This window comes from Streptomyces cyaneofuscatus, assembly GCF_033109485.1.
Taxonomy (GTDB): domain Bacteria; phylum Actinomycetota; class Actinomycetes; order Streptomycetales; family Streptomycetaceae; genus Streptomyces; species Streptomyces cyaneofuscatus.
The window spans coordinates 7,292,330-7,318,418 of the sequence record NZ_CP137002.1; the positions used below are offsets into that span (position 1 = coordinate 7,292,330).

32 protein-coding genes and 1 riboswitch are annotated in these 26,089 nt (G+C 71.9%); of the genes, 14 read left to right on the plus strand and 18 right to left on the minus strand.

All coding sequences use genetic code 11. From position 1 onward, the window contains the following. Positions 1-91 precede the first annotated feature (91 nt). Positions 92-526, minus strand: a complete 435-nt coding sequence (locus R2B67_RS32245; RefSeq protein ID WP_317823042.1) for a GNAT family N-acetyltransferase — start codon at positions 524-526, stop codon at positions 92-94. 84 nt (positions 527-610) lie between these two features. Here R2B67_RS32245 and R2B67_RS32250 point away from each other — a divergent pair, with 84 nt between their 5' ends. Both R2B67_RS32250 and R2B67_RS32255 read left to right on the plus strand, forming a co-directional pair. Then, a complete protein-coding gene (locus tag R2B67_RS32250; RefSeq protein WP_014157595.1) occupies positions 611-838 on the plus strand; it encodes a hypothetical protein in 228 nt (75 codons plus the stop codon). Further along, entirely contained in the window at positions 835-1,206 is a 372-nt protein-coding gene (locus R2B67_RS32255; RefSeq protein ID WP_018516085.1) for a hypothetical protein, read from the plus strand. The genes R2B67_RS32250 and R2B67_RS32255 overlap by 4 nt, the downstream gene beginning before the upstream one ends. 16 nt (positions 1,207-1,222) lie before the next feature. Here the strand turns inward: R2B67_RS32255 and R2B67_RS32260 are convergent, their stop codons facing one another. From R2B67_RS32260 to bioB, 4 genes are all read right to left on the minus strand, one after another. After that, on the minus strand, positions 1,223-1,909 hold the full coding sequence (locus tag R2B67_RS32260) for a class I SAM-dependent methyltransferase (protein ID WP_317823047.1): 687 nt from the start codon (positions 1,907-1,909) through the stop codon (positions 1,223-1,225). A gap of 163 nt (positions 1,910-2,072) precedes the next feature. After that, on the minus strand, positions 2,073-2,768 hold the full coding sequence (gene bioD / locus R2B67_RS32265; protein ID WP_317823049.1) for a dethiobiotin synthase: 696 nt from the start codon (positions 2,766-2,768) through the stop codon (positions 2,073-2,075). Between the two features lies 1 nt (position 2,769). Next, positions 2,770-4,152: an adenosylmethionine--8-amino-7-oxononanoate transaminase gene (locus R2B67_RS32270; RefSeq protein WP_317823050.1), complete on the minus strand. Its 1,383-nt coding sequence runs from the start codon at positions 4,150-4,152 to the stop codon at positions 2,770-2,772. Beyond that, positions 4,145-5,404: a biotin synthase BioB gene (gene bioB, locus R2B67_RS32275; protein WP_018516081.1), complete on the minus strand. Its 1,260-nt coding sequence runs from the start codon at positions 5,402-5,404 to the stop codon at positions 4,145-4,147. The genes R2B67_RS32270 and bioB overlap by 8 nt, the downstream gene beginning before the upstream one ends. 144 nt (positions 5,405-5,548) lie before the next feature. On the opposite strand from bioB, the gene R2B67_RS32280 reads away from it, so the two are divergent. Beyond that, positions 5,549-6,745 carry an 8-amino-7-oxononanoate synthase gene (locus tag R2B67_RS32280; RefSeq protein WP_317823052.1) on the plus strand — a complete coding sequence of 399 codons (1,197 nt, stop codon included), beginning with the start codon at positions 5,549-5,551 and terminating at the stop codon, positions 6,743-6,745. Here the strand turns inward: R2B67_RS32280 and R2B67_RS32285 are convergent. Then, positions 6,738-6,995 carry a DUF397 domain-containing protein gene (locus R2B67_RS32285; protein WP_317823053.1) on the minus strand — a complete coding sequence of 86 codons (258 nt, stop codon included), beginning with the start codon at positions 6,993-6,995 and terminating at the stop codon, positions 6,738-6,740. The genes R2B67_RS32280 and R2B67_RS32285 overlap by 8 nt on opposite strands. 53 nt (positions 6,996-7,048) lie before the next feature. Continuing rightward, positions 7,049-7,909 (minus strand): helix-turn-helix domain-containing protein, encoded by an 861-nt coding sequence (locus R2B67_RS32290; protein WP_317823058.1) that lies wholly within the window; start codon positions 7,907-7,909, stop codon positions 7,049-7,051. Positions 7,910-8,159: 250 nt separating this feature from the next. Here R2B67_RS32290 and R2B67_RS32295 point away from each other — a divergent pair, with 250 nt between their 5' ends. Then, positions 8,160-8,591, plus strand: a complete 432-nt coding sequence (locus R2B67_RS32295) for an ATP-binding protein (RefSeq protein ID WP_317823063.1) — start codon at positions 8,160-8,162, stop codon at positions 8,589-8,591. Positions 8,592-8,618: 27 nt separating this feature from the next. Here the strand turns inward: R2B67_RS32295 and R2B67_RS32300 are convergent, their stop codons facing one another. Then, positions 8,619-9,533, minus strand: coding sequence for a LysR family transcriptional regulator (locus R2B67_RS32300; RefSeq protein ID WP_317823067.1), 915 nt, complete (start codon positions 9,531-9,533; stop codon positions 8,619-8,621). Between the two features lie 73 nt (positions 9,534-9,606). On the opposite strand from R2B67_RS32300, the gene R2B67_RS32305 reads away from it, so the two are divergent. Next, entirely contained in the window at positions 9,607-10,251 is a 645-nt protein-coding gene (locus R2B67_RS32305) for a LysE family translocator (protein ID WP_317823069.1), read from the plus strand. Between the two features lie 98 nt (positions 10,252-10,349). Here the strand turns inward: R2B67_RS32305 and R2B67_RS32310 are convergent, their stop codons facing one another. The 4 genes from R2B67_RS32310 to R2B67_RS32325 form a co-directional block, all read right to left on the minus strand. After that, on the minus strand, positions 10,350-10,820 hold the full coding sequence (locus R2B67_RS32310; protein ID WP_018516074.1) for a C40 family peptidase: 471 nt from the start codon (positions 10,818-10,820) through the stop codon (positions 10,350-10,352). Positions 10,821-10,823: 3 nt separating this feature from the next. Beyond that, positions 10,824-10,989: riboswitch (cyclic di-AMP (ydaO/yuaA leader) on the minus strand. A 374-nt stretch (positions 10,990-11,363) separates the two neighbouring features. Then, positions 11,364-11,669, minus strand: a complete 306-nt coding sequence (locus R2B67_RS32315) for a hypothetical protein (protein ID WP_030567455.1) — start codon at positions 11,667-11,669, stop codon at positions 11,364-11,366. Between the two features lie 7 nt (positions 11,670-11,676). Beyond that, positions 11,677-12,324, minus strand: coding sequence for an ATP-dependent Clp protease proteolytic subunit (locus tag R2B67_RS32320; protein WP_317823071.1), 648 nt, complete (start codon positions 12,322-12,324; stop codon positions 11,677-11,679). A gap of 163 nt (positions 12,325-12,487) precedes the next feature. Then, the gene (locus R2B67_RS32325) at positions 12,488-13,003 is read right to left on the minus strand and encodes an excalibur calcium-binding domain-containing protein (protein WP_317823072.1); all 516 of its coding nucleotides are present in this window, start codon (positions 13,001-13,003) and stop codon (positions 12,488-12,490) included. Positions 13,004-13,195: 192 nt separating this feature from the next. Here R2B67_RS32325 and R2B67_RS32330 point away from each other — a divergent pair, with 192 nt between their 5' ends. Next, positions 13,196-13,492 (plus strand): type II toxin-antitoxin system Phd/YefM family antitoxin, encoded by a 297-nt coding sequence (locus R2B67_RS32330; RefSeq protein ID WP_317823074.1) that lies wholly within the window; start codon positions 13,196-13,198, stop codon positions 13,490-13,492. Here the strand turns inward: R2B67_RS32330 and R2B67_RS32335 are convergent. Beyond that, the gene (locus tag R2B67_RS32335; RefSeq protein WP_317823075.1) at positions 13,471-14,502 is read right to left on the minus strand and encodes an ABC transporter permease; all 1,032 of its coding nucleotides are present in this window, start codon (positions 14,500-14,502) and stop codon (positions 13,471-13,473) included. The two genes, R2B67_RS32330 and R2B67_RS32335, sit on opposite strands and share 22 nt — an antisense overlap. A 116-nt stretch (positions 14,503-14,618) precedes the next feature. On the opposite strand from R2B67_RS32335, the gene R2B67_RS32340 reads away from it, so the two are divergent. From R2B67_RS32340 to R2B67_RS32375, 8 genes are all read left to right on the plus strand, one after another. Next, positions 14,619-15,239 carry a TetR/AcrR family transcriptional regulator gene (locus R2B67_RS32340; protein ID WP_317823077.1) on the plus strand — a complete coding sequence of 207 codons (621 nt, stop codon included), beginning with the start codon at positions 14,619-14,621 and terminating at the stop codon, positions 15,237-15,239. 139 nt (positions 15,240-15,378) lie between these two features. Next, on the plus strand, positions 15,379-15,681 hold the full coding sequence (locus R2B67_RS32345) for an urease subunit gamma (RefSeq protein WP_018516067.1): 303 nt from the start codon (positions 15,379-15,381) through the stop codon (positions 15,679-15,681). Positions 15,682-15,694: 13 nt separating this feature from the next. Then, positions 15,695-16,006 carry an urease subunit beta gene (locus R2B67_RS32350; RefSeq protein WP_317823079.1) on the plus strand — a complete coding sequence of 104 codons (312 nt, stop codon included), beginning with the start codon at positions 15,695-15,697 and terminating at the stop codon, positions 16,004-16,006. Further along, positions 15,999-17,720 carry an urease subunit alpha gene (locus tag R2B67_RS32355; RefSeq protein WP_317823080.1) on the plus strand — a complete coding sequence of 574 codons (1,722 nt, stop codon included), beginning with the start codon at positions 15,999-16,001 and terminating at the stop codon, positions 17,718-17,720. Before R2B67_RS32350 ends, R2B67_RS32355 begins: the two co-directional genes overlap by 8 nt. 19 nt (positions 17,721-17,739) lie before the next feature. Next, positions 17,740-18,402, plus strand: coding sequence for an urease accessory protein UreF (locus tag R2B67_RS32360; RefSeq protein WP_317823082.1), 663 nt, complete (start codon positions 17,740-17,742; stop codon positions 18,400-18,402). A gap of 87 nt (positions 18,403-18,489) precedes the next feature. After that, positions 18,490-19,167 carry an urease accessory protein UreG gene (gene ureG, locus R2B67_RS32365; protein ID WP_317823084.1) on the plus strand — a complete coding sequence of 226 codons (678 nt, stop codon included), beginning with the start codon at positions 18,490-18,492 and terminating at the stop codon, positions 19,165-19,167. Continuing rightward, positions 19,164-19,952, plus strand: a complete 789-nt coding sequence (locus tag R2B67_RS32370) for an urease accessory protein UreD (RefSeq protein WP_317825003.1) — start codon at positions 19,164-19,166, stop codon at positions 19,950-19,952. The genes ureG and R2B67_RS32370 overlap by 4 nt, the downstream gene beginning before the upstream one ends. A 199-nt stretch (positions 19,953-20,151) precedes the next feature. Then, positions 20,152-21,711, plus strand: a complete 1,560-nt coding sequence (locus tag R2B67_RS32375; protein ID WP_317825004.1) for an alpha/beta hydrolase — start codon at positions 20,152-20,154, stop codon at positions 21,709-21,711. 36 nt (positions 21,712-21,747) lie between these two features. Here the strand turns inward: R2B67_RS32375 and R2B67_RS32380 are convergent, their stop codons facing one another. The 5 genes from R2B67_RS32380 to R2B67_RS32400 all read right to left on the minus strand — a co-directional run bounded on the left by R2B67_RS32380 (position 21,748) and on the right by R2B67_RS32400 (position 26,080). Next, complete coding sequence (locus tag R2B67_RS32380; protein ID WP_317825005.1) at positions 21,748-22,779, minus strand: NAD-dependent epimerase/dehydratase family protein; 1,032 nt, start codon at positions 22,777-22,779, stop codon at positions 21,748-21,750. A gap of 86 nt (positions 22,780-22,865) precedes the next feature. Then, positions 22,866-23,582 (minus strand): lysophospholipid acyltransferase family protein, encoded by a 717-nt coding sequence (locus R2B67_RS32385; RefSeq protein WP_317823086.1) that lies wholly within the window; start codon positions 23,580-23,582, stop codon positions 22,866-22,868. 188 nt (positions 23,583-23,770) lie between these two features. Beyond that, positions 23,771-23,929 (minus strand): hypothetical protein, encoded by a 159-nt coding sequence (locus R2B67_RS32390; RefSeq protein WP_043186658.1) that lies wholly within the window; start codon positions 23,927-23,929, stop codon positions 23,771-23,773. Between the two features lie 66 nt (positions 23,930-23,995). Then, a complete protein-coding gene (locus tag R2B67_RS32395; RefSeq protein ID WP_018516057.1) occupies positions 23,996-24,943 on the minus strand; it encodes a cytochrome c oxidase assembly protein in 948 nt (315 codons plus the stop codon). 111 nt (positions 24,944-25,054) lie between these two features. Then, positions 25,055-26,080 (minus strand): 6-phosphofructokinase, encoded by a 1,026-nt coding sequence (locus tag R2B67_RS32400; RefSeq protein WP_018516056.1) that lies wholly within the window; start codon positions 26,078-26,080, stop codon positions 25,055-25,057. Positions 26,081-26,089 lie beyond the last annotated feature (9 nt).

Below are 26,089 nucleotides of genomic sequence, written 5' to 3' on the forward strand. Positions count from 1 at the left end.
CGGACGCTCACACCTTTCGGCAGATGCAGGTGGGGGACGGAAGAAGGGCTCATCGTAGAGCGTCTGCCCAGCCGCACCCCGCCCTACCGCGTCACTCCGTGAGGTGCTTGACCCAGCGGCTCCACTGCGGCTGCGGCCCGTACCCCGCCGCCCGCCAGGCGTGGTGCGCCAGGTCGTTGCGGTCCAGCACCATCGCGTCGGAGCGGCGTCCGCCGAGATCCGCGAAGCGCTCCTCCGCCGCCGCGAGAAGCGCGCCGCCCACGCCCCTGCGGCGCTGCTCCGGATGGACCGCGAGCCGGTAGAGATGGCAGCGCCAGCCGTCGAAGCCCGCGATCACCGTGCCCACCAGCGTTCCGTCCCGCTCCGCGAGGATCAAGGCATCCGGGTCCCGTTCCACCAGACGCGCGACCCCGTCGCCGTCGTCGCTGATGCTGGTGCCCTCCGCGGACACCTTCCAGAACGCGAGCACCGTGTCCAGATCGGCCGCGGTCGCGGACCGTATCGAAAGATCGTCCATGGCGGCCATCCCACCACCCGCCCGGCACGGAAGTCGATCGCTTTCCCGGGCCTCCCCTTGCCGGTGCTAGCGCGCCCGCGCTAGCTTGGAAGGGTGCCCAAGACTCAGCTGAACGTTCGAGTGGACGAGGCCACCGCCGAGGCCGCGCGGCAGCGCGCGCTCCAGAGGGGGATGAGCGTGAACCGCTACATAGAGGAGCTCGTCAAACAGGACGCCGGCGAGGTGGGACACACCTTCGTCGAGGCCGCCGCCGACTTCATGAAGCAGTACGAGTCGGTCTTCGCCGAAGAGTTCGGCCCGGAGCGCGAAGGCACCCGTTGAACCTGCGGATCGACCTCTCCTGGCTGCTCATGGTCGCCGAGCACAAGACGCCCGGTGACCCGCAGGTCGTCGACTGGGGCGCGCTCGTCGCCGCGGTCGCCCGCCACGAGGCGGAGATCTTCGGCAGCGCCGTCTACAGCGACCCGCACACGCGGGCGGCAGCCCTGTTGCAACTGCTGCTGCACGTGCCCGCCCTCGAACGCTCCAACGCGATGTTCGCCTCGGCCGTCGCATACGGCTATCTGGTCGCCTCCGGGCTGAAGGTCATCACCTCGCCCGAGCAGGTGCGCGATCTGGCCCTCCTGGTGAAGCAGGGCAAGGCGGACGTGCGAGCCATCGCGGACGAGCTGCGCCAGTGGAGCGTGTGAGGCACACCGAGCGCCCTCAGTCCGGAGGCTCCGAGGTGAACGGCTTGCGGGCCACGCCCAGGACACAGGGGGACGAGGGGAATTGCGGCCCCTTCTCCGGGATCCGCAGCCTGCGGTACGTCCCCAGCTCGAAGCCCGCCGCCTCGATCGCGGCCAGCGGATCCCGCGCCGTGTGACAGCCGCCGAAGAGGAGGGGCCACACCGTCCGGTCCGCCGTGCGCTGCGCGGCCGCCAACGCTCTCCCCTCTGCCAGTCCGTGTTCGAAGAACCGCAGTTCACCGCCCGGGCGCAAGACCCGCCTGATCTCGGCGAGCGCCTTCGGCAGGTCCCGTACGGTGCACAGCACCAGTGAGGCCACCGCCGCGTCGAACGCCTCGCTCTTGACCGGCAACGCCTCGGCCGCCCCCGGCACCACGTCCACCGGCACCTCGGCGCGCAGCCCGGAGCGGACTGCGAGCTGCCGCAGCGAGCGCTCGGGCTCCAGCGCCACGACCTCCGAGACGGCCCCCGGGTAGTGGGCGAAGTTCAGCCCGTTGCCCGCACCGATCTCGATGACGCGGCCGGAGAGTCCCGCCAGCAGCTCCTCGCGGTACGCGGCGACGCCGCCCTTGAGGTCGGCCGTCACACTCATCCGGGCGTAGAAGCGGGCGAAGACCGGGTGGTGCACGGCGTCCCGCGGGAGCTTCCTGCTGCGCAGCTGCATGACGGACCTCCGGGAGGGAGAGGAGGACGTACGGTACGGCTCTCCTCACCGATTCTCCCCCGTACGGACCGGTACAGGCATGTCCGTACGGGACCGAGGCCGGGCACGTCCGTACGGCACCGAGGCAGACCATGTCCGTACGGCACCGAGGCAGCCCCCCGCCTCACAGCGACGGCACGGTCCACGTCCCCCCGAGCTCCGGCGCCAGCCAACCGGCCGCCCTCGCCGCGAAGTCGGCGCCCGCCAGCGCCCCCGCCCCGGCCGGCACGGCTCCCAGCAGCGGGGCGCCGGCCGCCACCGGCAGGTCCTCGATGTTGCACCGGGAGGCCAGATCCGGCCGGTCCGGCATGCTGCCCACGACGACGCCCAGGCACTCCAGCCCCCGCGCCCGCAGCGCCTCGGCCGTCAGGGCCGTGGCGTTCAGCGTGCCGAGGCCCGCGGGCGCCACCACCAGGACGGGGGCGGACAGCAGGCGCGCCGCGTCCGCGAGCGTGCCGCCCTCGTCGTCGAACCGGACGAGCAGCCCGCCCGCCCCTTCCACCAGCACCAGGTCGTGCTCGGTGGCCAGTTTCTCCGCCGCCTCGGCCACCTCGTGCGGCCGCACCGGAGCCATTCCCGCCCGCCGCGCGGCCGTGGCCGGGGCCAATGGCTCGGGGAACCGGGCCAGTTCGACCGGCGTCACATGGCCGCCCGCGAGCCGCGCCACCTCCGCCGCGTCCCCCGGCTCCCCGGGCGCGAGCCCGGTCTGCGCGGGCTTCAGCACCGCGACCCGGCGCCCCCGCGCGGCGGCCGCCACGGCGGCGGTCACCACCGTCTTGCCGATCTCCGTGCCCGTACCGGTCACCACGAGAATCGTCATCTCAGCCCTCCCGAGCCGCGGCACACACGGCCCGGCAGATCCGTTGCACGTCGTCGTCCCCGGTGACGTACGGCGGCATCGTGTACACCAGATCGCGGAAGGGCCGCAGCCACACGCCCTCGCGCACGGCCGCCCGCGTCGCCGCCGCCATGTCCACCTCGTGGTCGAGCTGGACGACCCCGATCGCCCCCAGGACGCGTACGTCCACGACGCCGGGGAGGTCCGACGCGGCCGCCAGACCGGAGCGCAGCCCCGCGCCGATCCGCGCGACCTCGCCCTCCCAGTCCTGGCCGAGCAGCAGGTCCACCGAGGCCGAGGCGATCGAGGCGGCCAGCGGATTGCCCATGAACGTCGGGCCGTGCGCCAGCACCGGCACCTCGCCGCGCGAGATCCCCTCGGCCACCCGCGAGGTGCACAGCGTCGCCGCCATCGTCAGGTAACCGCCGGTCAGCGCCTTGCCCACACACATCACATCCGGCGAGACACCGGCGTGCCCGGCGGCGAACAGCTTCCCCGTCCGTCCGAAACCCGTCGCGATCTCGTCGAACACCAGCAGGACGTCCAGCTCGTCGCACGCCTCCCGCAGCACCCGCAGATAGGCGGGGGAGTGGAACCGCATCCCGCCCGCGCCCTGCACCACCGGCTCCACGATGACCGCCGCCACCTCGTCGGCGTGGGCGGCGATCAGCTCCCGCAGACGGGCCACGTAGGCGGGGTCCGGCTCGGCATCGAAACCGTCCGGCGGGGCGTCGGCGAAGACCTGCCGGGGCAGCGCCCCCGACCACAGCTCGTGCATCCCGCCCTCCGGGTCGCACACCGACATCGGCTGCCAGGTGTCGCCGTGGTAGCCGCCGCGCCAGGTCAGCAGCCGGCGCTTCTCCGGGCGCCCGGCCGAACGCCAGTACTGGAGGCACATCTTGACCGCGACCTCGACCGAGACGGACCCGGAGTCGGCCAGGAAGACGTGCTGGAGCGGCTCAGGGGTGATCTCGACCAGCCGGGTCGCCAGCCGGACGGCGGGCTCGTGGGTGAGCCCGCCGAACATCACATGGCTCATCCGGTCCAGCTGGCCGCGCGCGGCCTCGTTGAGGACCGGGTGGTTGTAGCCGTGCACCGCCGACCACCAGGACGACATGCCGTCCACCAACTCCCGCTGCCCCTCGACGGGTTCGGCGAGCCGGAGCCGTACGCCGGACGCCGACTCCACGATCAGCGGCTCCTGCCGGCCGGGCATCGGACCGTAGGGGTGCCAGACGTGCGCACGGTCCAGCGCCCGCAGTTCGTCGGGAGCGTACGGTTTCGGCTCGGAAGACCCGCCGATTTCCGAGGCGTACGGTTTCGGCTCGGCGGGCCCGCCGAGTTCGGGGTCGTACGGCTCAGGCATTGGGCGCGAGATCCGTCCCCGCACCGCGCCGGCGGACCGCGACCAGATCCGTCCGCGCCGCCCCGGCCGGGACGCTCTCCCCTGCATCGACGGGCGTCGGCTCGCCATGGCCACCGCACGGCCCGCAGCCGCCGCCGGACGCTTCGTGCGAACCACAGCCCCCGCCGCCGCCGTGCGAACCGCAACCGGTGGCACCGGCTGCCTCCGGGGCGCCCTGCGAACCGCAACCGCCCCCGCTCAGCGCGTCGGCCCGGTGGCGCGGAAGCGTCGTCGTGCCCTGGCCCTCCACCTCGAAACCTGCGTCCGCGATCATGTCCAGGTCGGCCTGGCCCGCCTGGCCCTCGCTGGTCAGGTAGTCACCGAGGAAGATCGAGTTCACCAGGTGCAGCGCCAGCGGCTGCATCGAGCGCAGATGCACCTCGCGCCCGCCCGCCAGCCGGACCTCGACGTCCGGGCAGACGAAGCGGACCATGGCGAGGATGCGCAGGCAGCGCTGCGGGGTGAGGTTCCACTCCTTGGCCAGCGGCGTGCCCTCGAACGGAATCAGGAAGTTCACCGGCACCGAGTCCGGGTCCAGGTCCCGCAGCGCGAAGACGACGTCGACCAGGTCCTTGTCGCTCTCGCCCATCCCGGCGATCAGCCCGGAACACGCCGAGAGCCCGGCCGCCTGGGCCTGCTGGACGGTCTCCACCCGGTCCGCGTACGTGTGGGTGGTGGTGATCGCCCCGTACGTCTCCTCGGACGTGTTGAGGTTGTGGTTGTACGCGTCGGCGCCCGCCGAACGCAGCCGGTCGGCCTGTCCGTCGGAGAGCAGACCGAGACAGGCGCAGACCTCGACGCCCTCGTTCTGTTCCTTGATGGCCTCGATGGTCTTGGTGACCCGGTCGACGTCCCGGTCCGTCGGCCCGCGCCCGCTCGCCACCAGGCAGACCCGCTTGGCCCCGCCCGCGACCCCGGCGGCGGCCGCCTTGGACGCCTCGTCCGGCTTCAGCCAGGTGTACTTGAGGATCCCGGCCTTGGAACCGAGCCGCTGCGAGCAGTACGAGCAGTCCTCGGGGCAGAGCCCGGACTTCAGGTTGACCAGGTAGTTGAGTTTGACGCGCCGCCCGAACCACTGGCGGCGTACCTTGCCGGCCGCGGCCACCACGTCGAGCAGGTCGTCGTCGGAGGTCGCCAGCACGGCGAGCGCTTCTTCGCGGGTCGGCAGTTCGCGCCGCAGCCCCTTGTCCACCAGCGTGTTCAGCAGGTCCATGAAAGATGATCCTGGCTTACGGCACCGCCTCCAGCCAAGGAGGAACCAGACAGGAGACGTGGGTGAGGGTGTGTGTATTGCCACACCCTGACCTGCTGCGCCCCCCGCTAGGGTCTGTGAGCTGCCTACAAAGGGGACCGTCCCATGTCCTTCGCCCCGCTCTCCACCCCGGCTTCCGCCCCGCTCTCCTCCCCGTTCGACTGGATCGACGACGAGGCCCGCCGCCGGGCCGCCGCCGGACTGGTCCGGGCCCTGCGCCCGAGGAGTCCTCAAGCCGAGCTCCTCGACCTCGCGAGCAACGACTACCTGGGCCTCACCCGGCACCCGGAGGTCACCGCCGCCGCCGCTGCCGCCGCCCACCGCTGGGGCGCGGGCGCGACAGGATCCCGGCTGGTCACCGGCACCACCGCGCTCCACACCGAACTCGAACGGGAACTCGCCGACTTCTGCGGCTTCGAAGCGGCCCTCGTCCTCTCCTCCGGCTACGCGGCCAATCTGGCGGCCCTCACGGCACTGACCGGGCGCGGCTCGCTCATCGTCTCCGACGCCGGCAACCACGCCTCGATCGTGGACGGCTGCCGGCTCTCCCGGGCGGAGACCTCGGTTGTCCCGCACGCCGATCCGGACGCGGTCGCCAAGGCGTTCCAGGCTCACGAGGGGCGGGCGCTCGCCGTCACCGACTCGGTCTTCTCGGTCGACGGGGACGCGGCACCCCTGGCCGCCCTGGCCGAGGTCTGCCGCGCCGCGAACGCCGCGCTCGTCGTGGACGACGCCCATGGCCTCGGTGTGCTCGGCGACGGCGGACGCGGCGCGCTCGCCGCGGCGGGACTGGCGGGCGGCGAGGGGACCGTCGCCACGCTCACCCTCTCCAAGTCCCTGGGCAGCCAGGGCGGCGCGGTCCTCGGACCGGCCCGGGTCATCGACCACCTGGTCAACACGGCCCGTACGTTCATCTTCGACACCGGCCTCGCCCCGGCGGCGGCGGGCGGCGCGCTCGGCGCGCTCCGGCTGCTGCGCCGGGAACCGGAACGGGCGGCCAGGGCCCGGGAGGTCGCCACCACGCTGTACGAGCGGCTCACCGCCGCCGGGCTGACGGCGGTCCGCCCGGATGCGGCGGTCGTCTCCGTGCGGGCCCCCTCCGCCGACGCGGCGGTGACGTGGGCCGCCGACTGCCGGTCGGCCGGGGTCGCGGTCGGGTGCTTCCGGCCGCCGTCGGTTCCGGACGGCATCTCCCGGCTGCGGCTGACCGCACGGGCGGACCTCACCGAGGAGGAGATCGGAGGAGCGGTGGCCACGATCGTCGCCACCGCTCCCCGGGAGGCCCTGGTTCCGCTCAGCTGACCTGCTGCCCGTCCAGTCCGGCCACGAAGGTGGTCCAGGCCGTCGCGGAGAAGCACAGCGGCGGCCGGTCCACGTCCTTGGAGTCGCGTACGGCGAGGAGCGCGCCGCCGGAGTCCGCGCCACCGGACCCCGGGCCGCCGAGCCGCGCGGTCTCCACACAGTTGTTCATGCCGGTGGAGCGGCTGCTGCGGTGCCACAGCAGTGGTTCAGGGCTGTGTGACGACGGGCGCGGTGCGAGACGGTCGGACATGGTGCCCCCCTCGGGCAGAGTCGGACGTCCTGTCGGTTCAGCGGATCATCGTGCTAGCGCAAGCCGCAGCGGATCGCGTCGATGAGGTCCAGCGATCCGTCCGGCGTCAGTGCGTGTGCCTGCAGAGTGCGGAAGGCCGAGCTGTACGCCTCAAGGTCTTCTTTCCGCTCCAGATAGAGGCTACTCGTCAAGTGGTCGAGAACGACCACATCCAGATCAGAAATGTTCGGAAAGGAGAAGATGACGAAAGGAGAGGTGAGTCCGACATACCCGCCGACGGAGAACGGGAGCAACTGGAGGTCCACATGCGGGAGTTGGGCCACCTGCGTCAGGTGGTGCAGCTGGTCCCGCATCACCTCGGGCCCGCCCACCTCCCGGCGCAGCACCGCCTCGTCCAGTACGGCCGTGAACCGCAGCGGCGGCTTCGCGCGCAGCACCCTCTGACGGGTCAGCCGCACCTCGACCAGGGAGTCCAGGCGGTCCGCCGGCAGGCCGTCGAGCGAGGCGCGGGTCACCGCCCGCGCGTAACCGGCCGTCTGGAGCAGCCCCGGCACCACCGAGGTCTCCAGGGTCCGCACCGTACTGGCCTGGGACTCCAGGCTGATGAAGTCGCGGTACTGGGGCGGGATCAGGCCCCGGTAGGCGTGCCACCACCCCGAGCCGCCACCGCCCGCCGACCCGGCGAGCACTTCGAGCAGGGCGCGCAGCTGCCCGTCGCGCACCGCGTAGACGTCGAGCAGACGCGTCACGTCCTCGGGGCTGACCCCGCTGGCGCCGGTCTCGATGCGGCTCACCTTCGACTGGTGCCAGCCGAGAAGGTGCGCCGCGTCCCGGCTGGTCAGTCCGGAGGCGTGCCGCAGACTCCGTAACTCCTCGCCGAGCTTCCGCCGTCGGACGACGGGGCCGTGCAGCATCCGGTTCTCCTTGCGCTGTGCGGTACGGAACGGGACGGGGCCGACACGCACCGCACGGTTCGGCCCCGCAAGGGGGCCAGTGTGCCCTTCGTCCAGGTTGTGCGGGACCCGAATTCACCGCTTCGAGCGACAGATATATGCATATCTTGGTCGAACGTCGTTACAGCGAGCTTCAACAGTGGCAGTCTGGCGCGAAGCACCATCCTGGCCGACTTCCGGTCGGCCGGGGCGCGAAAGGGACGGCGTCGCCATGGCAGACCATCAGGAAGCAACCGTCACCCTGCCGAGCGATCCGGTTTCGGTCTCCTCGGCCCGCAGATTCGTGGCCAGGACCTTGGCCGAATGGGGCCTCTCCGAGGACACGGAGCTGGCCGACACCATCCGGCTGATCATCAGCGAGCTGGCCACCAACTCCGTTCAGCACACCTTCGGCCAGTCGCCCACCTTCACCGTCGATCTGCGCCTCGAACGCGACGAGGAGCTGCGCCTCGGGGTGACGGACAGTCACCCCCGGTGGCCCCAGCGGCTGCCTGCCGCCGTGCGGCAGGACAACGGACGCGGCATGGTGATCATCCGGTCGCTGGCCAAGGAGTACGGGGGACGGCTCACGGTCGTCCCGACGGCCGAGGGCGGCAAGACGGTCTGGATCGCGCTGCCCTGGGCGGTGCCGGTCCAGGGCTGACCACAGGGCCGGGAGGGGCGGCGGGATTCAGGAGGCCGCCGCCCGCCCGAACCCGCTCCGCAACAGGGCGAGCAGCGTCGCCGCCGCGGCGGTCGCCCGGTCGCCGCGGTGCACCACGGAGATCGTCCGGCGGAACTCCGCGGGCTCCAGCCGCCGTACGGCCAACGGCGTGGCCGACAGCGACGCGACCATCTCCGGCACCACCGCCACGCCGAGCCCCGCGCTGACCAGCGCGCACACCAGCGCGTAGCCCGGCGACTCGCACACCACCGCCGGGGTGGCGCCCGCCGCCGCCAGCGCGCTCTCCACCCCGCGCCGGGGCGGATGCGCCGGAGCGCTGCTGATCAGCGGCCGGCCCGCCAGCTCGGCGACCGGCAGCCGGCCTGACCCTTCGGAGAGCCGGTGCCCGACCGCGGTCGCCAGCACCAGCTCCTCCACCAGCAGGGGTTCCACGGTGACGCCCGGCGGCGGCGGGTCGGCCACCGCCGGTTCGTAGGTGTGGGTCAGCGCCAGGTCCACCTCGCCCGCGGTGACCGCCGCGATCCCGCCCGGCGGCTCGTACTCGGTGACGGCCAGCTCGACCTCCGGATGGGCCCGCCGGAACGCGCTCAGGACCGGCGGCAGCAGATGGACCCCGGCCGTCGTGAACGTCCCCACACGCAGCCTGCCGCCCGACAGCCCGGCCAGCTGCGCCAGCTCGTGCCGCGCCTGGTCCAGCTCGTCCAGGACCCGCCGGGCCCGCCCCGCCAGCAGCTCACCGGCGGCCGTCAGCCGCGCCCCGCGATGGTGGCGCACCAGCAGCGTCGCCCCGGCCTCTCGCTCCAGCTTGGCCAGCTGCTGGGAGAGGGCGGGCGCGGTGTAGCCGAGGTGGGCGGCGGCCCGCGTGATCGATCCGGTCTCGGCGACCGCCACCAGCGCGGCGAGCCGCGTCGGGTCGTACATGAAGCGTTCCTTTAGGCAGACCCAGAAGATTGCAAGTACACGCTAAAGGCTCCGCCGGTCCAGGCTGGACCCCATGGACGCACAACTGATCGCCTTCACCGGGGTCGCCGCCGGCATGGTCGCGCTGCCCGGCGCCGACTTCACCGTCGTCGTACGCAACGCCCTGGCCTCGCGCACCGCCGGTCTGGCCACCGCCCTCGGCGTCGCCGGGGGACTGCTCGTCCACACCGCGCTCGCCGTGGCGGGGCTCGCCGCGGTGCTGGTGACGATGCCCGTCCTCTTCCGCACGGTCCAGCTGCTCGGCGGCGCGTACGTGCTCTACCTCGGGATCAGCGCCCTGTACGCGATCCGGCGCCGGGTCTCCGAGGAGGGCCGTACGCCGGAGCATGCACCGGGGCCGAAGGAGCCCGAGGGGCTCGGGCGCGCGCTGCGCCAGGGATTCCTGACCAACGCGCTCAACCCGAAGGCGCCGGTCCTCTTCCTCAGCCTGCTGCCGCAGTTCGTCCCGGACGGGCAGCCGCCGCTGCCCAGGACCCTCCTGCTCGCCGCCCTCGTGGTCGCCCTCGCCCTCGTCTGGTTCTCGGCCCTCGCCCTGCTCGTGGACCGGCTGGGGCGGTGGCTGCGCCGGCCGCGTACCGCCCGGGCGATCGAGGGCGGCAGCGGCGTGGCGCTCACCGGACTGGGGCTGGCGCTGGTGACCGGGCCCCTCCTGCGCTGAGGTGCGCCGAGGGGCCCGTGCGCCCGCAAGGGACGGAGCGTCCGGCCGCAAGGGACAGAGAGCGCCCGGCCGCAAGGGAAGAGCGTCCGGCAGGTGGGTCAGCGGACCCGTCCGTACCAGACGCTCTTGGACCAGATTTTCGCCTTACGCACCACATCCCCGGATTTGGGGGAGTGCCAGATCTTCCCGCCCCCGGCGTAGATGCCCACGTGGTAGACGCTGCGGCCGGAATGGAAGAAGACCAGGTCGCCGGGTTTCCGCTTCGACGAGGAGATACGGCTGGTCTTGTTGTACTGCTGCTGTGCTGTGCGGGGAAGCTTCTTCCCCGCCTTCTTGAACGAGTAGACAGTCAGCCCCGAGCAGTCGAACCGGCTGGGACCCGCGGCCCCGTACTTGTACGGAGCCCCCTTCTTCGACGCGGCGATCTTGAGCGCCTTCGTCGAGTGGGTGGCGGCCTCGGCATCGTCGACCAGACCTGGCGCCAGCATCGAGGACGTCACGGCCAGGGTGAGTACGGAAGCCGTACCGACCCGGGCGAACAGAGACGGGACATGAACCTGCGCAGACATGCGCAACCCTTCGTCAGCCGCCTGTGAAGGATGACCTGTCGGGTTCGGGCTGGCGAAGTTGCCCGGCCGCTTGACGCGGCTTCACCCCGAGGGCTTCCCGGTCTCCCGGTCGGCCCGTAATGCTCGGGTCCTCCACTCCTGCCGATCCACTCCTTGTCGACCAGTCATCCGGGAAGCGGCAGGACTCGGCGTCCACCCGGACCGCCCCGCCGCGGTGGCGGGGGCTTGTCGTCCCAGGGATCTTGACTCACCAAGTGCCGGATTTCCGAGCCGAAACAGTGATTTGTGAGTCTCCTCACCACTGATCCATTCAGGTGGACAGGGTGGATTCGCCCCCGCCGACGAGCCGGGCGCACGCCCCCGTACCAGCGACGAAAGGCCGCATTCCGGGTACGGCTCCCGCGTCGAGCGCAAGTTGGGGCGTCGCTCGTGCGGGTGATCGCCTACGCCGAACGAGCGAGGGAAATTGATCGCGGCACCGGGCGTGTCGCGCGCGGGGCGACCGGCCCGCTCCCGTAATGCGCTCCCGGCGCGCGGAGCGGTTCAGTTCGGGGTCGGCGGCACGGCGACCCTGCCCGCCCGCCGCTCGCCGTCCAGCACCCGCAGGGCCCGTGCGAGCGTCGCCGCGTGGATCTGCCGCTCGCCGCGCTCGTGCATCAGGGAGAGGGCATCGCGCAGGGCCGCGGCCCGGGAGACCAGGGCCTGCGCGGCTCTCAGCGCGCTGTAGGTGTCGCTGCCGCGCGCCGGGTTGATGCGGCCCACCTGGTCGAGGACCGCGAGGTAGCAGTCGATCAGCTCACCCTCGGCGCGGGTCAGTGCGGGTAGGGGCGGGAACTCCGTGGGTTCCATGGGCGGTTCACCTCACGTCGTGCGGCGGCTGGGAGAGTGTGCGGTTCTCCACGACGTGGTCCACCAGCCCGTAGGCGCGAGCGGCCTCCGCGTCGAGGATGGTGTCGCGCTCGATGTCGGCGGTGACCCGCTCGGCGGTCCGGCCCGTGTGCCGGACCAGCATGCCCGTGAACAGCTCGCGGGTGCGCACCAGTTCGCGCGCGTGGATCTCCAGGTCGGACGGCTGGCCCCGCAACGGCTCTGCCAGCGCGGGCTGTTGAATGACTACCCGCGCGCCGGGCAGGGCATGTCGCCGCCCCGGAGCTCCGGCCGCCAGAAGAGCGGCCGCGTAGGAGCCGGCCTGCCCCAGACAGAAGGTCTCCACCTCGCAGGTCAGAAACCGCATCGTGTCGTAGACCGCCGCCATCGCCCCGAACGAGCCGCCGGGGCAGTTGATGTACAGCGACAGCGGCCGGTCCGGCTCAGCGTGCTCCAGATACATGAACTGCGCGATCAGATCGCTCGCCGCGGTGTCGTCGATCGGACTCCCGAGGAAGACGATCCGCTCGGACAGAAGCTTGGAGTACGGGTCCTGGGTCCGGGTCCCGGTCGCGGTGCGCTCGGTGAACTCGGGCAGTACGTAACGGGCGTCGGGTCGGGCATCGGGTCGGATCATGGCGGAGCCCCTCTCCTGGGTGCGTGACGGAACGCAGGCGCGACACAGGTCCGCCCTGCGCTCACGTCCTGTCAAAAATGTACAGGACGTACAGAAGAGAGGGAGGGTTGACGCGTTCGCGGGACCGAAGAGAGGGGCGGTGGGTGTCTATTCGCCTGTTCGTCTATTCGCAGCCGACTCCGTCACCGTCACGGTCGAGGTGGGAGTCGTACCCGGGGTCGCCTCTCCTGATGGGAGCGGCGCCCGCCGCACGGACGGCGGTGCAGTTCTTGTAGTACGTGGATCCCCCGCCCGAGTCGTCGCCCTCGTCGTAGACCGGGTCGGGCGCCTCGGCGGCGGGCTCGGGCGGCGGAGCGGTGACGGTGACTCGTACCTTCTTGATTTTCGTGACCGTCGGGGCCGGCTCCGGGCTGGCTGTCACGGTCACCTTGGCCGTCTCCGTCACGGTGACGGTCACCGTCGGCCCGGGCTCTGTCTTCACCGCCGCTGTCTGTACAGCTTCCGGCTCCTCGCCGGTGGCGCCGATCCCGATGCCGAGCAGGAACAGCACGCCGGCGGCGGGAAGGATGACGCGCTTACGGGCCCAGCGTGGTCCGGGGGAAGGGTCCGGCGGCGGGACGGTGACGCCCGGCCCCCAGTCCGCTTGCCGTGACGGGTGCTGCGGGTCGTTCCAATTCATTGTCCCCCCAAGGAAGTTCGTGGAGGAACGACGCTAATGAGCCGGGCGCGCCCGCAGGAGGAGGATGTTCCGTTGGTGATGGAGTTGTGACCAAAGAGCGGGGGAGTGATGGTCACGGCTCAGCGGTGGAGTCGTGTTGTGCGGATGCCGCGCGGCTCCGGGGCGGTTGCGCGCGCGCCTTAAGCTGGGGCCATGGCTTACGAGATTCCGGTGACGCAAGCACGGGCGGAGCTCGCCGACCTGATCAACCGCGTCGTCTACGGCGGTGAGCGGGTCGTCGTGACGCGGCACGGCAAGCCGCTGGTCGCGCTGGTCTCCGCCGCCGACCTGGAACGGCTGGACGGGCTCGATGGGGAGGGGGCGGCGGGCGAGGAGCAGGTGATCAGCTCGGTCTCCTCGATCCGTTCCGCCGCCCCGGCGGCCCCCGGCGAACGTCAGCGGTTCGGGATCGCCGCCGAGCACCGCGGTCAGGGCGCCCCGGGCGCCTGATCTCCGGCCGGTGCGGCCAGTGCCCTTTCCCGCGCGACCGGTGCCGCCTCGGCCGGACCGCCCGAGGTGCCCGACGTACGCCGTCGTCCCGCTACCAGCACCGCCGCCAGGCCGAGCGCCGACCAGAGCGCGAGGGTGAGGACGGGGCCGCCCGCCGCGCTGCCGTCGAAGAACGCGACCGAGCGCAGCAGCGATCCGCCCGCGCCCGGCGGCAGCCACTGCCCGAGCGCGCCGACCGGTTCGGGGAGCAGCTGGGGAGCGCTGGTGACCCCGGAGAAGGAGTTGCCCAGCAGGATCATCAGCAGCGCGCCGAGGCCCAGGCCGCGTGGGCCCAGCAGGGCGGAGAGCCCCGCCACCGCCGCGCCGATCGCCAGGACGGTCAGGGCGAGCACGCCGGCCTCGGTCCACCAGTCGCCCGTGATCACGCCGAGCCAGCTGTGCGCCACGCCCGTGGCGGCGAGGCCCACCAGTGCGGCCGATCCCACCAGCGTCAGCGCCGCCCGTATCCCGCGCAGTCCCAGCAGGGTCACGGCCGCGCCGGCGCCCATCCCCGCCAGGGCCAGCGGCAGCACGCTCGCGCCGAGTGCGCTGCCGCGCGGGTCCCCGGCGGGTGCGGCGACCACATCGGTGACCTGGATCCGGGCGCCCTCCGGTGCCGCCGCCGTCACCGCCTCGCGCAGCAGTTGGGCGACCACGGGGCTTGCGGCCGTCGCGGTGAGGACGTGCGGGCCCTCCGGTCCGGCGACCACGGCTCCGTATACGACCCGGTCCTCGATCGCCTCCCGCGCCGCGGCCTCGTCGTCGAAGCGGTGCACCTCGAAAGCGCCCTCGCGCTGCTCGAACTGCCGCCCCAGCTGATCGGCCGTCGGCGCCGCACCGGCCACGCCCACCGGGAGGTCGCGGGGCGCGATCCGGGCGGCGGGCCAGGCGAAGGCCCAGAGGGCGAGCGTCACCACCAACGGGATCAGCAGGACGACCGCCACCGCGCGGCGGTTGGGTGCAGTGGACATGGGGGCCTCGTTCCGGGTCACGATCAAAGAGAAGGATCGTTCGTTTTACGTACGGTCCCACTGTCGGGACGGTGAGCCCGCTTGTCAAGAATGAACGTTCGTTTTAAGTTGAGCCCATGGCTCGTGTATCCCAGGAACACCTCGACGCCCGGCGCCGCCAGATCCTCGACGGGGCGGCGCGCTGCTTCGCCCGCAATGGATTCCACGGCACGTCCATGCAGGACGTCCTCAAGGAGGCGGGCCTCTCCGCCGGTGCGGTCTACCGCTACTTCCCCGGCAAGGAGGACATCATCGCGGCCATCACCGAGGAGACCTTCGTCGCCATCCGCGGCGCGTTCGAGGAGGCCGGCCGCATGACTCCGCCGCCCACCCCGGACGTGCTGCTGGGCAGTGTGCTCGGCCGGGTGCTGTCCGGGGAGCTGCACGGGCTGGAGCGCCGGACCTTCGCCGCCCTCGCCGTACAGCTCTGGTCCGAGACGCTGCGCGACGGTCGACTCGCCGCACAGCTGGACGAGGGTTACGCCACGATGCGCGCCGCATGGACCAGACTGGTCGAGGCCTACCGGGACGCCGGGATCCTGAGCGGTGACGTGGAGGCCGACCATGTGGCCCGGACGATGATCGCCACCGCCCAGGGCTTCATCGTGCAGGAGGCCCTCTTCGGGGACGTCACCCCCGAGGTGCTGGAGAACGGCTTGCGCGGGCTGATGTCCATGGGTCCGCAAAAGGCCAGTTAACGCAACGGAAAAACTTCCGCCCTAACGTGCAATACCTGGTCGCGAGAGCCGGGTTCGTCGTTCAACGAAATGTTGAACGGGGATAGGGTCCCGCTGCGCCCGGAGGCCGGTACCGGGCGGTAGACGATGAGGTGGAAGCGTGCAACTGACCCCGCACGAGCAGGAACGCCTGCTCATCCATGTGGCCGCCGACGTGGCCGAGAAGCGCCGGGCACGCGGGCTGAAGCTCAATCACCCCGAGTCCGTCGCCCTGATCACCGCCCACCTCCTGGAAGGCGCCCGGGACGGCCGCACCGTCGCCGAACTCATGGCGTCCGGCCGCAAGCTGCTCACCCGGGACGAGGTCATGGAGGGCATCCCCGAGATGCTCCACGACGTCCAGGTCGAGGCCACCTTCCCGGACGGCACCAAGCTCGTCACCGTCCACGACCCGATCGTCTGACGGGGCCGCGCCGATGATTCCCGGAGAGATCCTGTACGGGGACGGGGGCATCGCCCTCAACGAGGGGCGTCCCGTCACCCGCCTCACCGTCCTCAACGCCGCCGACCGCCCCGTCCAGGTCGGCTCCCACTACCACTTCGCCGAGGCCAACCCCGGGCTGCGCTTCGACCGGCAGGCCGCCCACGGCCTCCGGCTGCACATCGCGGCAGGCACGGCGGTCCGCTTCGAACCCGGCATCCCCGTCGACGTCGAGCTCGTCCCCCTCGCCGGCCGCCGCATCGTCCCCGGCCTGCGCGGCGACACCGGAGGTGCCCTCGATGCCTGACCTCAACAGGGCCGTGTACGCGGACCTCTTCGGGCCCACCACCGGCGACCGCATCCGCCTCGCCGACACCGCTCTCTTCGTCGAGATCGAGGAGGACCGCTCCGGCGGCCCCGGCCACGCGGGCGACGAGGCGGTCTTCGGCGGCGGCAAGGTGATCCGCGAGTCCATGGGCCAGGCCCGCACCACCCGGGCCGAGGGCGCACCCGACACCGTCATCACCGGCGCGGTCGTGATCGACCACTGGGGCATCGTCAAGGCCGACATCGGCATCCGCGACGGCCGCATCACCGGCATCGGCAAGGCCGGGAACCCGGACACCATGGACGGGGTCCACCCCGACCTGGTGATCGGCCCGGAGACCGAGATCATCGCGGGGAACGGCAAGTTCCTGACGGCCGGAGCGGTCGACGCGCACGTCCACTTCATCTCACCGACCCTTCTCGACCAGGCTCTCTCCAGCGGCATCACCACCCTCGTCGGCGGCGGCACCGGACCCGCCGAGGGCACCAAGGCCACCACCATCACCCCCGGCCCCTGGCATCTGGCCCGGATGTTCGAGGCGCTGGAGACCTTCCCCGTCAACATCGGGCTGCTCGGCAAGGGCAACACGACCTCCCGCGACGCCATGTACTCCCAACTGCGCGGCGGAGCGCTGGGATTCAAGATCCACGAGGACTGGGGCGCCACCCCGGCCGCGATCGACGCCTGTCTCACCGTCTGCGAGGAGACCGGCGCCCAGCTCGCCATCCACACCGACACCCTCAACGAGGCCGGGTTCGTCGCCGACACCCTCGCCGCCATCGCCGGGCGCTCCATCCACGCGTACCACACCGAGGGCGCGGGCGGCGGGCACGCGCCCGACATCATCACCGTGGTCTCCGAGCCGTACGTCCTGCCGAGCTCGACCAACCCCACCCGGCCGCACACCGTCAACACCATCGAGGAACACCTCGACATGCTGATGGTCTGCCACCACCTCAACCCGGCCGTCCCCGAGGACCTGGCCTTCGCGGAGTCCCGGATCCGGCCCTCCACCATCGCGGCCGAGGACATCCTGCACGACCTCGGCGCCATCTCGATCATCTCTTCGGACTCGCAGGCGATGGGCCGCATCGGTGAGGTGATCCTGCGGACCTGGCAGACCGCCCACGTCATGAAGGTGCGGCGCGGCGCGCTCCCCGGCGACGGGGCTGCCGACAACCATCGGGTCCGTCGCTATGTCGCCAAATACACCATCAACCCGGCCGTCGCGCAGGGCCTCGACCGGGAGATCGGCTCGGTGGAGAGCGGCAAGCTCGCCGACCTCGTGCTCTGGGATCCGGCGTTCTTCGGTGTGAAGCCGCAGATCGTCATCAAGGGCGGCCAGATCGCGTACGCGCAGATGGGCGACGCCAACGCCTCCATCCCGACGCCCCAACCGGTCCTGCCCCGGCCGATGTTCGGCGCACTGGGCCGGGCCGCCGCACGCGGCTCCTTCAACTTCGCCACCGAAACGGCGATCGAGGACGGCCTGCCCGAACGGCTCGGCCTGGAGAAGGAGTTCAGGGCCATCACCAGCACCCGGGGGGTCACCAAGGCGGACATGCGGGAGAACGACGCGATGCCGCACGTCCACGTCGACCCCGACAGCTTCGCCGTCACCATCGACGGCGAACCGGTCGAGCCCGCACCGGCGGCGGAACTGCCCATGGCCCAGCGCTACTTCCTCTTCTGAGCCGGGCGGACCACCAGCCATGTCACGCGCAGCCCTGCTCGTCCTCGCCGACGGCCGGTTCCCCGCCGGCGGCCACGCCCACTCCGGCGGGGCCGAGCCGGCCGTCACCCAGGGGCGCATCCGCAGTGCCGACGACCTCGCCGCCTTCTGCCGGGGCCGCCTGCACACCACCGGGCTCACGGCCGCCGCCCTCGCCGCGGCGGCCGCCCACGGCCTCGACCCGCTCGCGCTCGACGAGGCCGCCGACGCCCGTACGCCCTCACCCGCCCTGCGGGCCACCGCCCGCAAGCTGGGGAGGCAGATGATGCGGGCCGCCCGCGCCACCTGGCCGAGCCTCGAACTCGACGCGCTCGCCACCGCCCGGCCACGCGGCGCCCACCAGCCCGTCGTCCTCGGCCTCACCGCCCGGGCGGCAGGACTCGGGCCCGAGGACGCCGCGCACTGCGTCGCGTACGAGACGGTCAGCGGGCCGGCCACCGCCGTGGTCCGGCTGCTCTCCCTCGACCCCTTCCACGCCACCGCCGTACTCGCCCGCCTCGCCCCCGAACTGGACGAGGTGGCCGCCCAGGCTGCCGAGGCCCCCCGGCACGGCATCGACGCCCTGCCCGCCGCCTCCGCCCCGCTCCTCGACATCACCGCCGAGGCGCACGCCGCCTGGCCGGTCCGCCTCTTCGCCTCCTGACCCCGACCGCCAGCCTCGCAACCCCGACCACCAGCCTCGTCACCCCGACCACCAGCCTCGTCACCCCGACCACCACAAGGAGCCCCCATGCACCTCGGCCACACCCACGACGGCCCCGCCGCCGTCAGCGCCGACGCCACCCGCCCCGACGGCACCCGGCGCGCCCTGCGCATCGGGCTCGGCGGCCCCGTGGGCTCGGGCAAGACGGCCACCGTCGCCGCCCTCTGCCGCGAGCTGCGCGACCGGCTCTCCATCGCCGTGGTCACCAACGACATCTACACGCGGGAGGACGCCGAGTTCCTCCTGCGCAACGCCGTCCTGCCGCCCGAGCGGATCCAGGCCGTGGAGACCGGTGCCTGCCCGCACACCGCGATCCGCGACGACATCTCCGCCAACCTCGAAGCCGTCGAGGACCTGGAGGAGGCGGTGGGACCGCTCGACCTGATCCTGGTCGAGTCCGGCGGCGACAACCTCACCGCCACCTTCTCCAAGGGGCTCGTCGACGCCCAGGTCTTCGTCATCGACGTGGCCGGCGGCGACGACATCCCGCGCAAGGGCGGCCCCGGCGTCACCACCGCCGACCTCCTCGTCATCAACAAGACCGACCTGGCCCCCTACGTCGGCTCCGACCTCCAGCGGATGGCCCGGGACGCCAAGGAGCAGCGCGGTGAACTCCCTGTCCTCTTGACCTCGTTGACCTCCGCCGAGGGTGTCGGGCCGGTCGCCGACTGGGTGCGGGCGCAGCTCGCCGCATGGACCGCATGAGCGTCCGCGCCACCGCCCGCCTCCGCGCCGAACCCGACGGCCGTGGCTCCACCGCCCTGCCCGTCCTGGAGTCCGCCGGCCCGCTGGCCCTCCGCCGCACCCGCTCACCGCTCCCGGAACACGCCCGGGTCACCGTCGTCGGCGCCATGAGCGCGCCGCTGAACGGCGACCGCCTCGCCATCGAGGCCGAGGTCGCCGACGGCGCCCGCCTCACCGTCGACGCGGCGGCGGCCACGGTCGCGCTCCCGGGCCCTTCAACGGGCACCGGCCCCTCCACGTACGCCATCCACCTGAACGTGGGGGAGCGGGCCACCCTCCACTGGCTCCCCGAACAGCTCGTCTCCGCCCACGGCAGCGACCTGCACCAGACCACCCGGGTCGAACTCGCGCCCACCGCACGGCTCCTGCTGCGCGAGGAGCAGATCCTCGGCCGCCACGGCGAACCCACCGGCGCCCTCACCACCCGGCTCACCGTCCGCCGGGCGGGCCGCCCGCTCCTGGACCAGCAACTCGCCTACGGGCCAGGCGCGTCCGGCGGCTGGGACGGCCCCGCCGTCCTCGGCGGCCACCGCGCGGTCGGCCAACTCCTCCTGGCCGACCCGTCCTTCGAGGACGCCCCGCTCCCCGCCCGCCTCCTCGGCCCCACCGCCGCCCTCACCCCGCTCGCCGGTCCCGCGGTCCTGGTCACCGCGGTGGCCGCCGACGCCCGCCTGCTGCGCGAGATCCTGGACGGGGCGCTGCACGAGCTGCTGGACGGCCTCAAAGCGGACACCGGCAACGACTGAGTCCGCTCAGCGGACTTCCTTCACCGGTTATGGGTTCGGTAAAGAAACAGGTGTACGCCCTGGCCCCAGGAACCCCGCAGACGAAAGGATCCCCCGAACGCTCCGATGGAGACCACGCCGCCACCGGCGGCGCATCGGACGACGATGGGGGAGGTTCCACGTGGGACGAACAGCAGTGCTCGGCGCGGCCGGCGCGCTGATGGCGGGCGCGCTCGTCGCGGGAGCGATCACCGCGCCCGCCGCGGAAGCGATACCGGTATCCGCCGACAGCCGCCACCACGACCGGGCGGGCTCCGAGGCGCGCGGAGTCCAGATCGCCGCCGAGCGGGCGGCGCAGGCCGGGATCGACTGGAAGGACTGTCCGGAGGACTGGGGCCTGGCCGCCCCCATCCAGTGCGGCTGGGTGGCCGTACCGCTCGACTACGCGAAGCCGTACGGCAAGAAGATCAAGCTCGCCGTCGACCGGCACGTCAGCACCGGCACCCCGGGCGAGCGCCAGGGCGCCCTGATCTACAACCCGGGCGGGCCCGGCGGTTCGGGGATGCGCTTCCCCACCCGCGTCACCTCCAAGAACCCGCTCTGGACCAAGACCGCGAAGGCGTACGACTTCGTCGGCTTCGACCCGCGCGGGGTGGGCCGCTCGGCGCCCATCTCCTGTGTCGACCCGCAGGAGTTCGTGAAGGCACCGAAGGCGGACCCGGTCCCCGACAGCGAGGCCGACAAAGCCGCGCAGCGCAAGCTGGCCCGTGAGTACGCCGAGGGGTGCGGCGAGCGCAGCGGCTGGATGCTGCCGCACATGACCACCCCCAACACCGCCCGCGACCTCGATGTCATCCGGGCCGCGCTCGGGGAGAAGAAGCTCAACTTCCTCGGCGTCTCCTACGGCACCTACCTGGGCGCCGTCTACGGCACGCTCTTCCCCACCCACGTACGGCGCATGGTCGTCGACAGCGTGGTCAACCCCTCGCGGGAGTCCATCTGGTACCGGGCGAACCTGAACCAGGACATCGCCTTCCAGATGCGCTGGGACGACTGGAAGGCATGGGTCGCCCGGCACGACTCGGTCTACGGCATCGGCGACACCCCGGAGAAGGTCGAGCAGGAGTGGCTGAAGCTCCGCGCGGCCGCCAAGAAGAAGCCCATCGGCGGGGTCGTCGGACCCGCCGAGCTCATCGGCTTCTTCCAGAGCGCCCCGTACTACGACTCCGCCTGGGCTCCCACCGCGAAGACCTGGAGCGCCTACCGGGCCGGTGACGCCCAGGCGTTGATCGACGCCGCCGCCCCCGACATGAGCGACCTCAAGGGCAACGCGTCGGCCGAGAACGGCAACGCCGTCTACACCGCCGTGGAGTGCGCGGACGCCAAGTGGCCCACCAGTTGGCGCACCTGGGACCGGGACAACACCCGGCTGCACAAGAAGTACCCGTTCATGACGTGGGCCAACGCCTGGATGAACCTGCCCTGCGCCACCTGGCCGGCCAAGCAGCAGACCCCGCTGAACGTGAAGACCGGCAAGGGCCTGCCGCCGGTCCTCATCGTGCAGGCCACGCGGGACGCCGCCACCCCGTACGAGGGCGCCGTCGAGCTGCACAAGCGGTTCAAGGGCTCGCGGCTCATCACCGAGAAGGACGCCGGGTCCCACGGCGTCACCGGGCTGGTCAACCCCTGCGTCAACGAGCGGGTGGACACCTACCTGCTCACCGGAAAGACCGACCGGCGCGACGTGACGTGCGCCCCGCACGCCACGCCGAAGCCTTAAGCACCCCGGTGAGGCGTACGGCCGGGGCCCCGCATCTCAGCGGCGGCCCCGGTCGTACGCCTCCAGCCACGCGTCCTCCGCCGCATAGTCGAAGAGCGTCTCCCCGTGGTTCCGCGCCATCTTCGGGAAGGCCTCCCGCCAGTCCCGCCCCGCCAGCTCCCCGGCGAGCCACTCGACGGTCTCCGGCAGCGACTCCACGTACCCCGTCACCGGCCGGTACCCGAGTTCCCGCTCCGCCGCCGTCATGTCGTACACGACGGGATGGGCCCCGCTCCACGGTGTATCACCCACGCCCCCATCGGGCGCCGGGCCGTCGACCAGGACCGTCTCCGTCTCCCGGCCGAGCACCGCGTTGATCGCCGCCCCGATCTCGGCGACCGTGGGGGCCTGCGGGTCCGCCGCGTTGAGCACCCGTGAGCCGGGGCGGCGGGCGGCCAGCCGGATCAGCTCCGCCACGTTGGACACATGGACCGGGTGGAAGCGGCTCTCGCCGCCGTACGCGAGCACGCGCCGCCGGCGCCCGTCCAGCAGCCGCTTCACGAAGTACAGCTCGCGCGGTGTGCGGCAGCACGGGCCGTGGACCGCGCCCGCCCGCAGCAGGGTCACCGGCAGCGCGTCGCCCGCCGCCAGCAGCTCACGCTCCAGCAGCACCTTCCGGGTCCCGTACGTCGTGTCGCCCGGCTCCACCGTGCGCTGGGTCTCCGGCAGCGGCACGGGGTAGCGGGGGAAGCCGTCGGGTTCGGCCTGGGTGTCGAAGCTGCGCCCGCGCTCGTCCTCGTACACCGCACCGCTGGAGATCACGACCGCCGAACCGACCCGCCCGGCGAGCCCGGTCAGCTGCCGTGCGTGCGCCGGGCCGAACGCCACCATGTCGACCAGAACGTCACAGCCCTCGCCGAGCGCCCTCTCCAGCGCCCCTTCCTCGTCCCGGTCGAGCGCCAGGGTCCGGACCCCGTCGCCCCATCGCTCATCCCGGCCGCCACCCCGCGAGACGGCGGTCACCTCCCAGCCGTCCCCGGCGAGCGCACCCACCGCCGCTCGCCCGATCTGGCCCGTCGCTCCCAGCACCCACGCGTGTCCCTGGTTCATGGTCACGACGCTAGGGGGAGCGGTCCGCGCCCGACCAGCCCGCTCTGCCGTCGGCGAATCCGCCGTCAGCGTCGCAGCTTGGGGAACTTCCTCGGCGGCGCGGCCTCCTGCTCGGCGGCCTTCACCTTCGCCGCGTACTCGTCGACGTACTCCTGGCCGGAGAGTTCGAGGATCGCGTACATGATCTCGTCCGTCACGGCCCGGATCGCGGCCTTCTGGTTCTCCATGCCCGCGTAGCGCGAGAAGTCCAGCGGCTCACCGAACCGGATCGCGACCTGCTTGATCTTGGGGAGTTTCTGGCCGGGCGGCTGGATCTCGAACGTCCCGAGCATGGCGCACGGGATCACCGGCACCCCTGCGGTGAGCGCCATGACCGCCACCCCGACCTTGCCCTTGTAGAGCCGGCCGTCGTGCGAGCGGGTGCCCTCCGGGTAGATCCCCAACAGCTCGCCCTTGCTCAGCACGCCCAGGCCCTCACGGATCGCCGCCTGGCCCGCGTCCTTGCCCGAGCGGTCCACCGGGATCTGGCCCGCGCTGCGGAAGAACGTGGCGGTGAGCTTGCCCTTGATCCCCGGGCCGGTGAAGTACTCGGCCTTCGCGAGGAAGGTGATGCGCCGCTTGAGAATGGCGGGCATGAGGAAGTGGTCGGAGAAGGAGAGATGGTTGCCCGCGACGATCGCCGCGCAGTCCTCCGGGATGTTCTCAAGACCCTCGATCCGAGGACGGAACAGCACCCGCAGCACGGGCCCCAGCACGACATACTTCAGGATGTAATAAAACACCTTGTGGGTGCACCTCGCTCTGCCGGGCCGGCGTCAGGGCTGCGTTCTGCCAGTTCGCTGCGTACTACCAGGTCATGGTCGTGCCGGGGACGTCAGTGTAGGTCCCCGGCATCACCGTGCGACCGTAGCGAACCGGTCAACCGCCTCGTACCCTTCACCGGGCCCGTCAGGCGTGTCCGCCGTGATGGTCAGGTGTCCTGGGTGGCCAGCATGCCGAGGGTGCAGAGCCCCAGCACGATCCAGCCGAACCAGAGCCAGCCACTGCTGCCCAGCGCCACCGTGTAGGCCGTCACCGTGACCAGCGCCCCGACGGTCAGATATCCCATGGTTTTCGTCGATCCGGACATGCGCGTACCCTCCTCGTCGGCCGCGCGGCCGTTCACCCCATGGTCACCCCGATGACACCCCTGGCGCTACTGTCGCGCCTGCAATGACGCGAGATAGGCGTTGTACGCCTCCAGCTCCTTGTCCCCGTCGCGGTCGGCGGCCCGGTCCGAGCGCTTCGCCGCCCGCTGCTCGGAGTGGTACCACTGGTAGACCAGCGCGATCAGCACCAGCACGGACGGGATCTCGCTGAACGCCCACGCGATGCCGCCCGCCCAGTTCTGGTCGCTGAGGGCGTCGATGCCGAGGGAGGCGGGCGGATTCTCGTACGTCTTGACCATCGGGGTGGTCGCCATCATCAACGCGATCCCGAAGAACGCGTGGAACGGCATCCCGGCGAACAGCTCCAGCATCCGCATCACATAGCCGGGCCGGTGCGGGCCGGGGTCAACGCCCATGATCGGCCAGAAGAAGACCAGGCCGACGGCGAGGAAGTGCACCATCATCCCGATGTGGCCGGGCTTGGAGCTCATCAGGAAGTCGAAGACAGGCGTGAAGTACAGCGCGTACAGGCTCGCGATGAAGAGCGGGATCGTGAACGCCGGATGCGTGATGATCTTCATGTACCGGCTGTGCAGCAGCATCAGGAGCAGCTCGCGCGGTCCGGTCCGGCCGCGGGCGGCGGGCGGCAGCGCGCGCAGCGCCAGCGTCACCGGGGCGCCCAGGAGCAGCAGGATCGGCGACAGCATGCTGATCACCATGTGCTGCACCATGTGCACGCTGAACATGACCATGCCGTAGTCGTTGAGCTTGGTGCACATCACCAGGGCGATGCTCAGCACGCCCACGGTGAAGAAGACGATCCGGTTGACCGGCCAGCCGTCCCCGCGTCGGCGCAGCCGCGCCACGCCGTACCCGTACAGGGCGAGCGCCAGGACGCAGCCGGTGAGGAAGAACGGGTCGGGTGAGAGCTCCAGCCCCCGTCCCAGCGTGAACGGCGGCAGATCCATGTTCATGCCGTGCCCGCTGTGATCCATCTGTTCACTCCCGATGGGGACACGTCCCCGTTTCGTGCCGGTTGTCCGGTACAGCGTAGAACTGCCCCCGGCCGCGGTTGCGGCCGGGGGCAGTTCTCGACGCCGTGTCCCTTAAAGCACGCACTCCGCTTCGGCGTACCGCTCGGCCGGGACCGTCTTCAGCGTTTCGACCGCCTCCGCCAGCGGGACCATCACGATGTCGGTGCCGCGCAGCGCGGTCAGCATCCCGAACTCGCCCCGGTGCGCCGCCTCCACCGCGTGCCAGCCGAACCGGGTCGCCAGGACACGGTCGTACGCGGTCGGCGTGCCGCCGCGCTGGACGTGGCCGAGGATGACCGGGCGGGCCTCCTTGCCGAGCCGCTGCTCCAGCTCCCCGGAGAGCTGCGTGGCCACCCCGGCGAACCGCTCGTGGCCGTAGATGTCCTTGACGCCCTGCTCGAACTGCATGGAGCCCTCACGGGGCTTGGCGCCCTCGGCGACCACCACGATGGCGAACTTCTTGCCCGCCGAGAAGCGCTTGCCGACCAGCTCGGTCAGCTCGTCGATGTCGAAGGGGCGCTCGGGCACGACGATGGCGTGGGCGCCGGCCGCCATCCCGGAGTGCAGGGCGATCCAGCCGGTGTGACGGCCCATGACCTCGACGATCAGCACGCGCTGGTGCGATTCGGCGGTGGTCTTCAGCCGGTCCAGCGCCTCGGTCGCGACACCGACGGCGGTGTCGAAGCCGAAGGTGACGTCGGTGGAGGCGATGTCGTTGTCGATGGTCTTGGGGACGCCGACGATGGGCAGCCCCGCCTCGGAGAGGAGGTTGGCCGCCTTCAGCGTGCCCTCGCCGCCGATCGGGATGATGGCGTCCAGGCCGAGGTCGGCGACATGGCCGCGGGCCCGCTCCACGCCGTCGCGCAGATGCGCGGGCTGGACCCGGGAGGAGCCGAGGATCGTGCCGCCGCGGGCCAGGATGCCGCCCACCGCGTCGAGGTCGAGCTTGCGGTAGTCGGCCTCCAGCAGGCCCTTCCACCCGTCGTGGAAGCCGATGACCTCGTCGCCGTGGTCCACCACCGCGCGGTGCACGACGGAACGGATGACGGCGTTGAGGCCGGGGCAGTCGCCGCCGGAGGTGAGTACGCCAATGCGCATGGCCCGGAA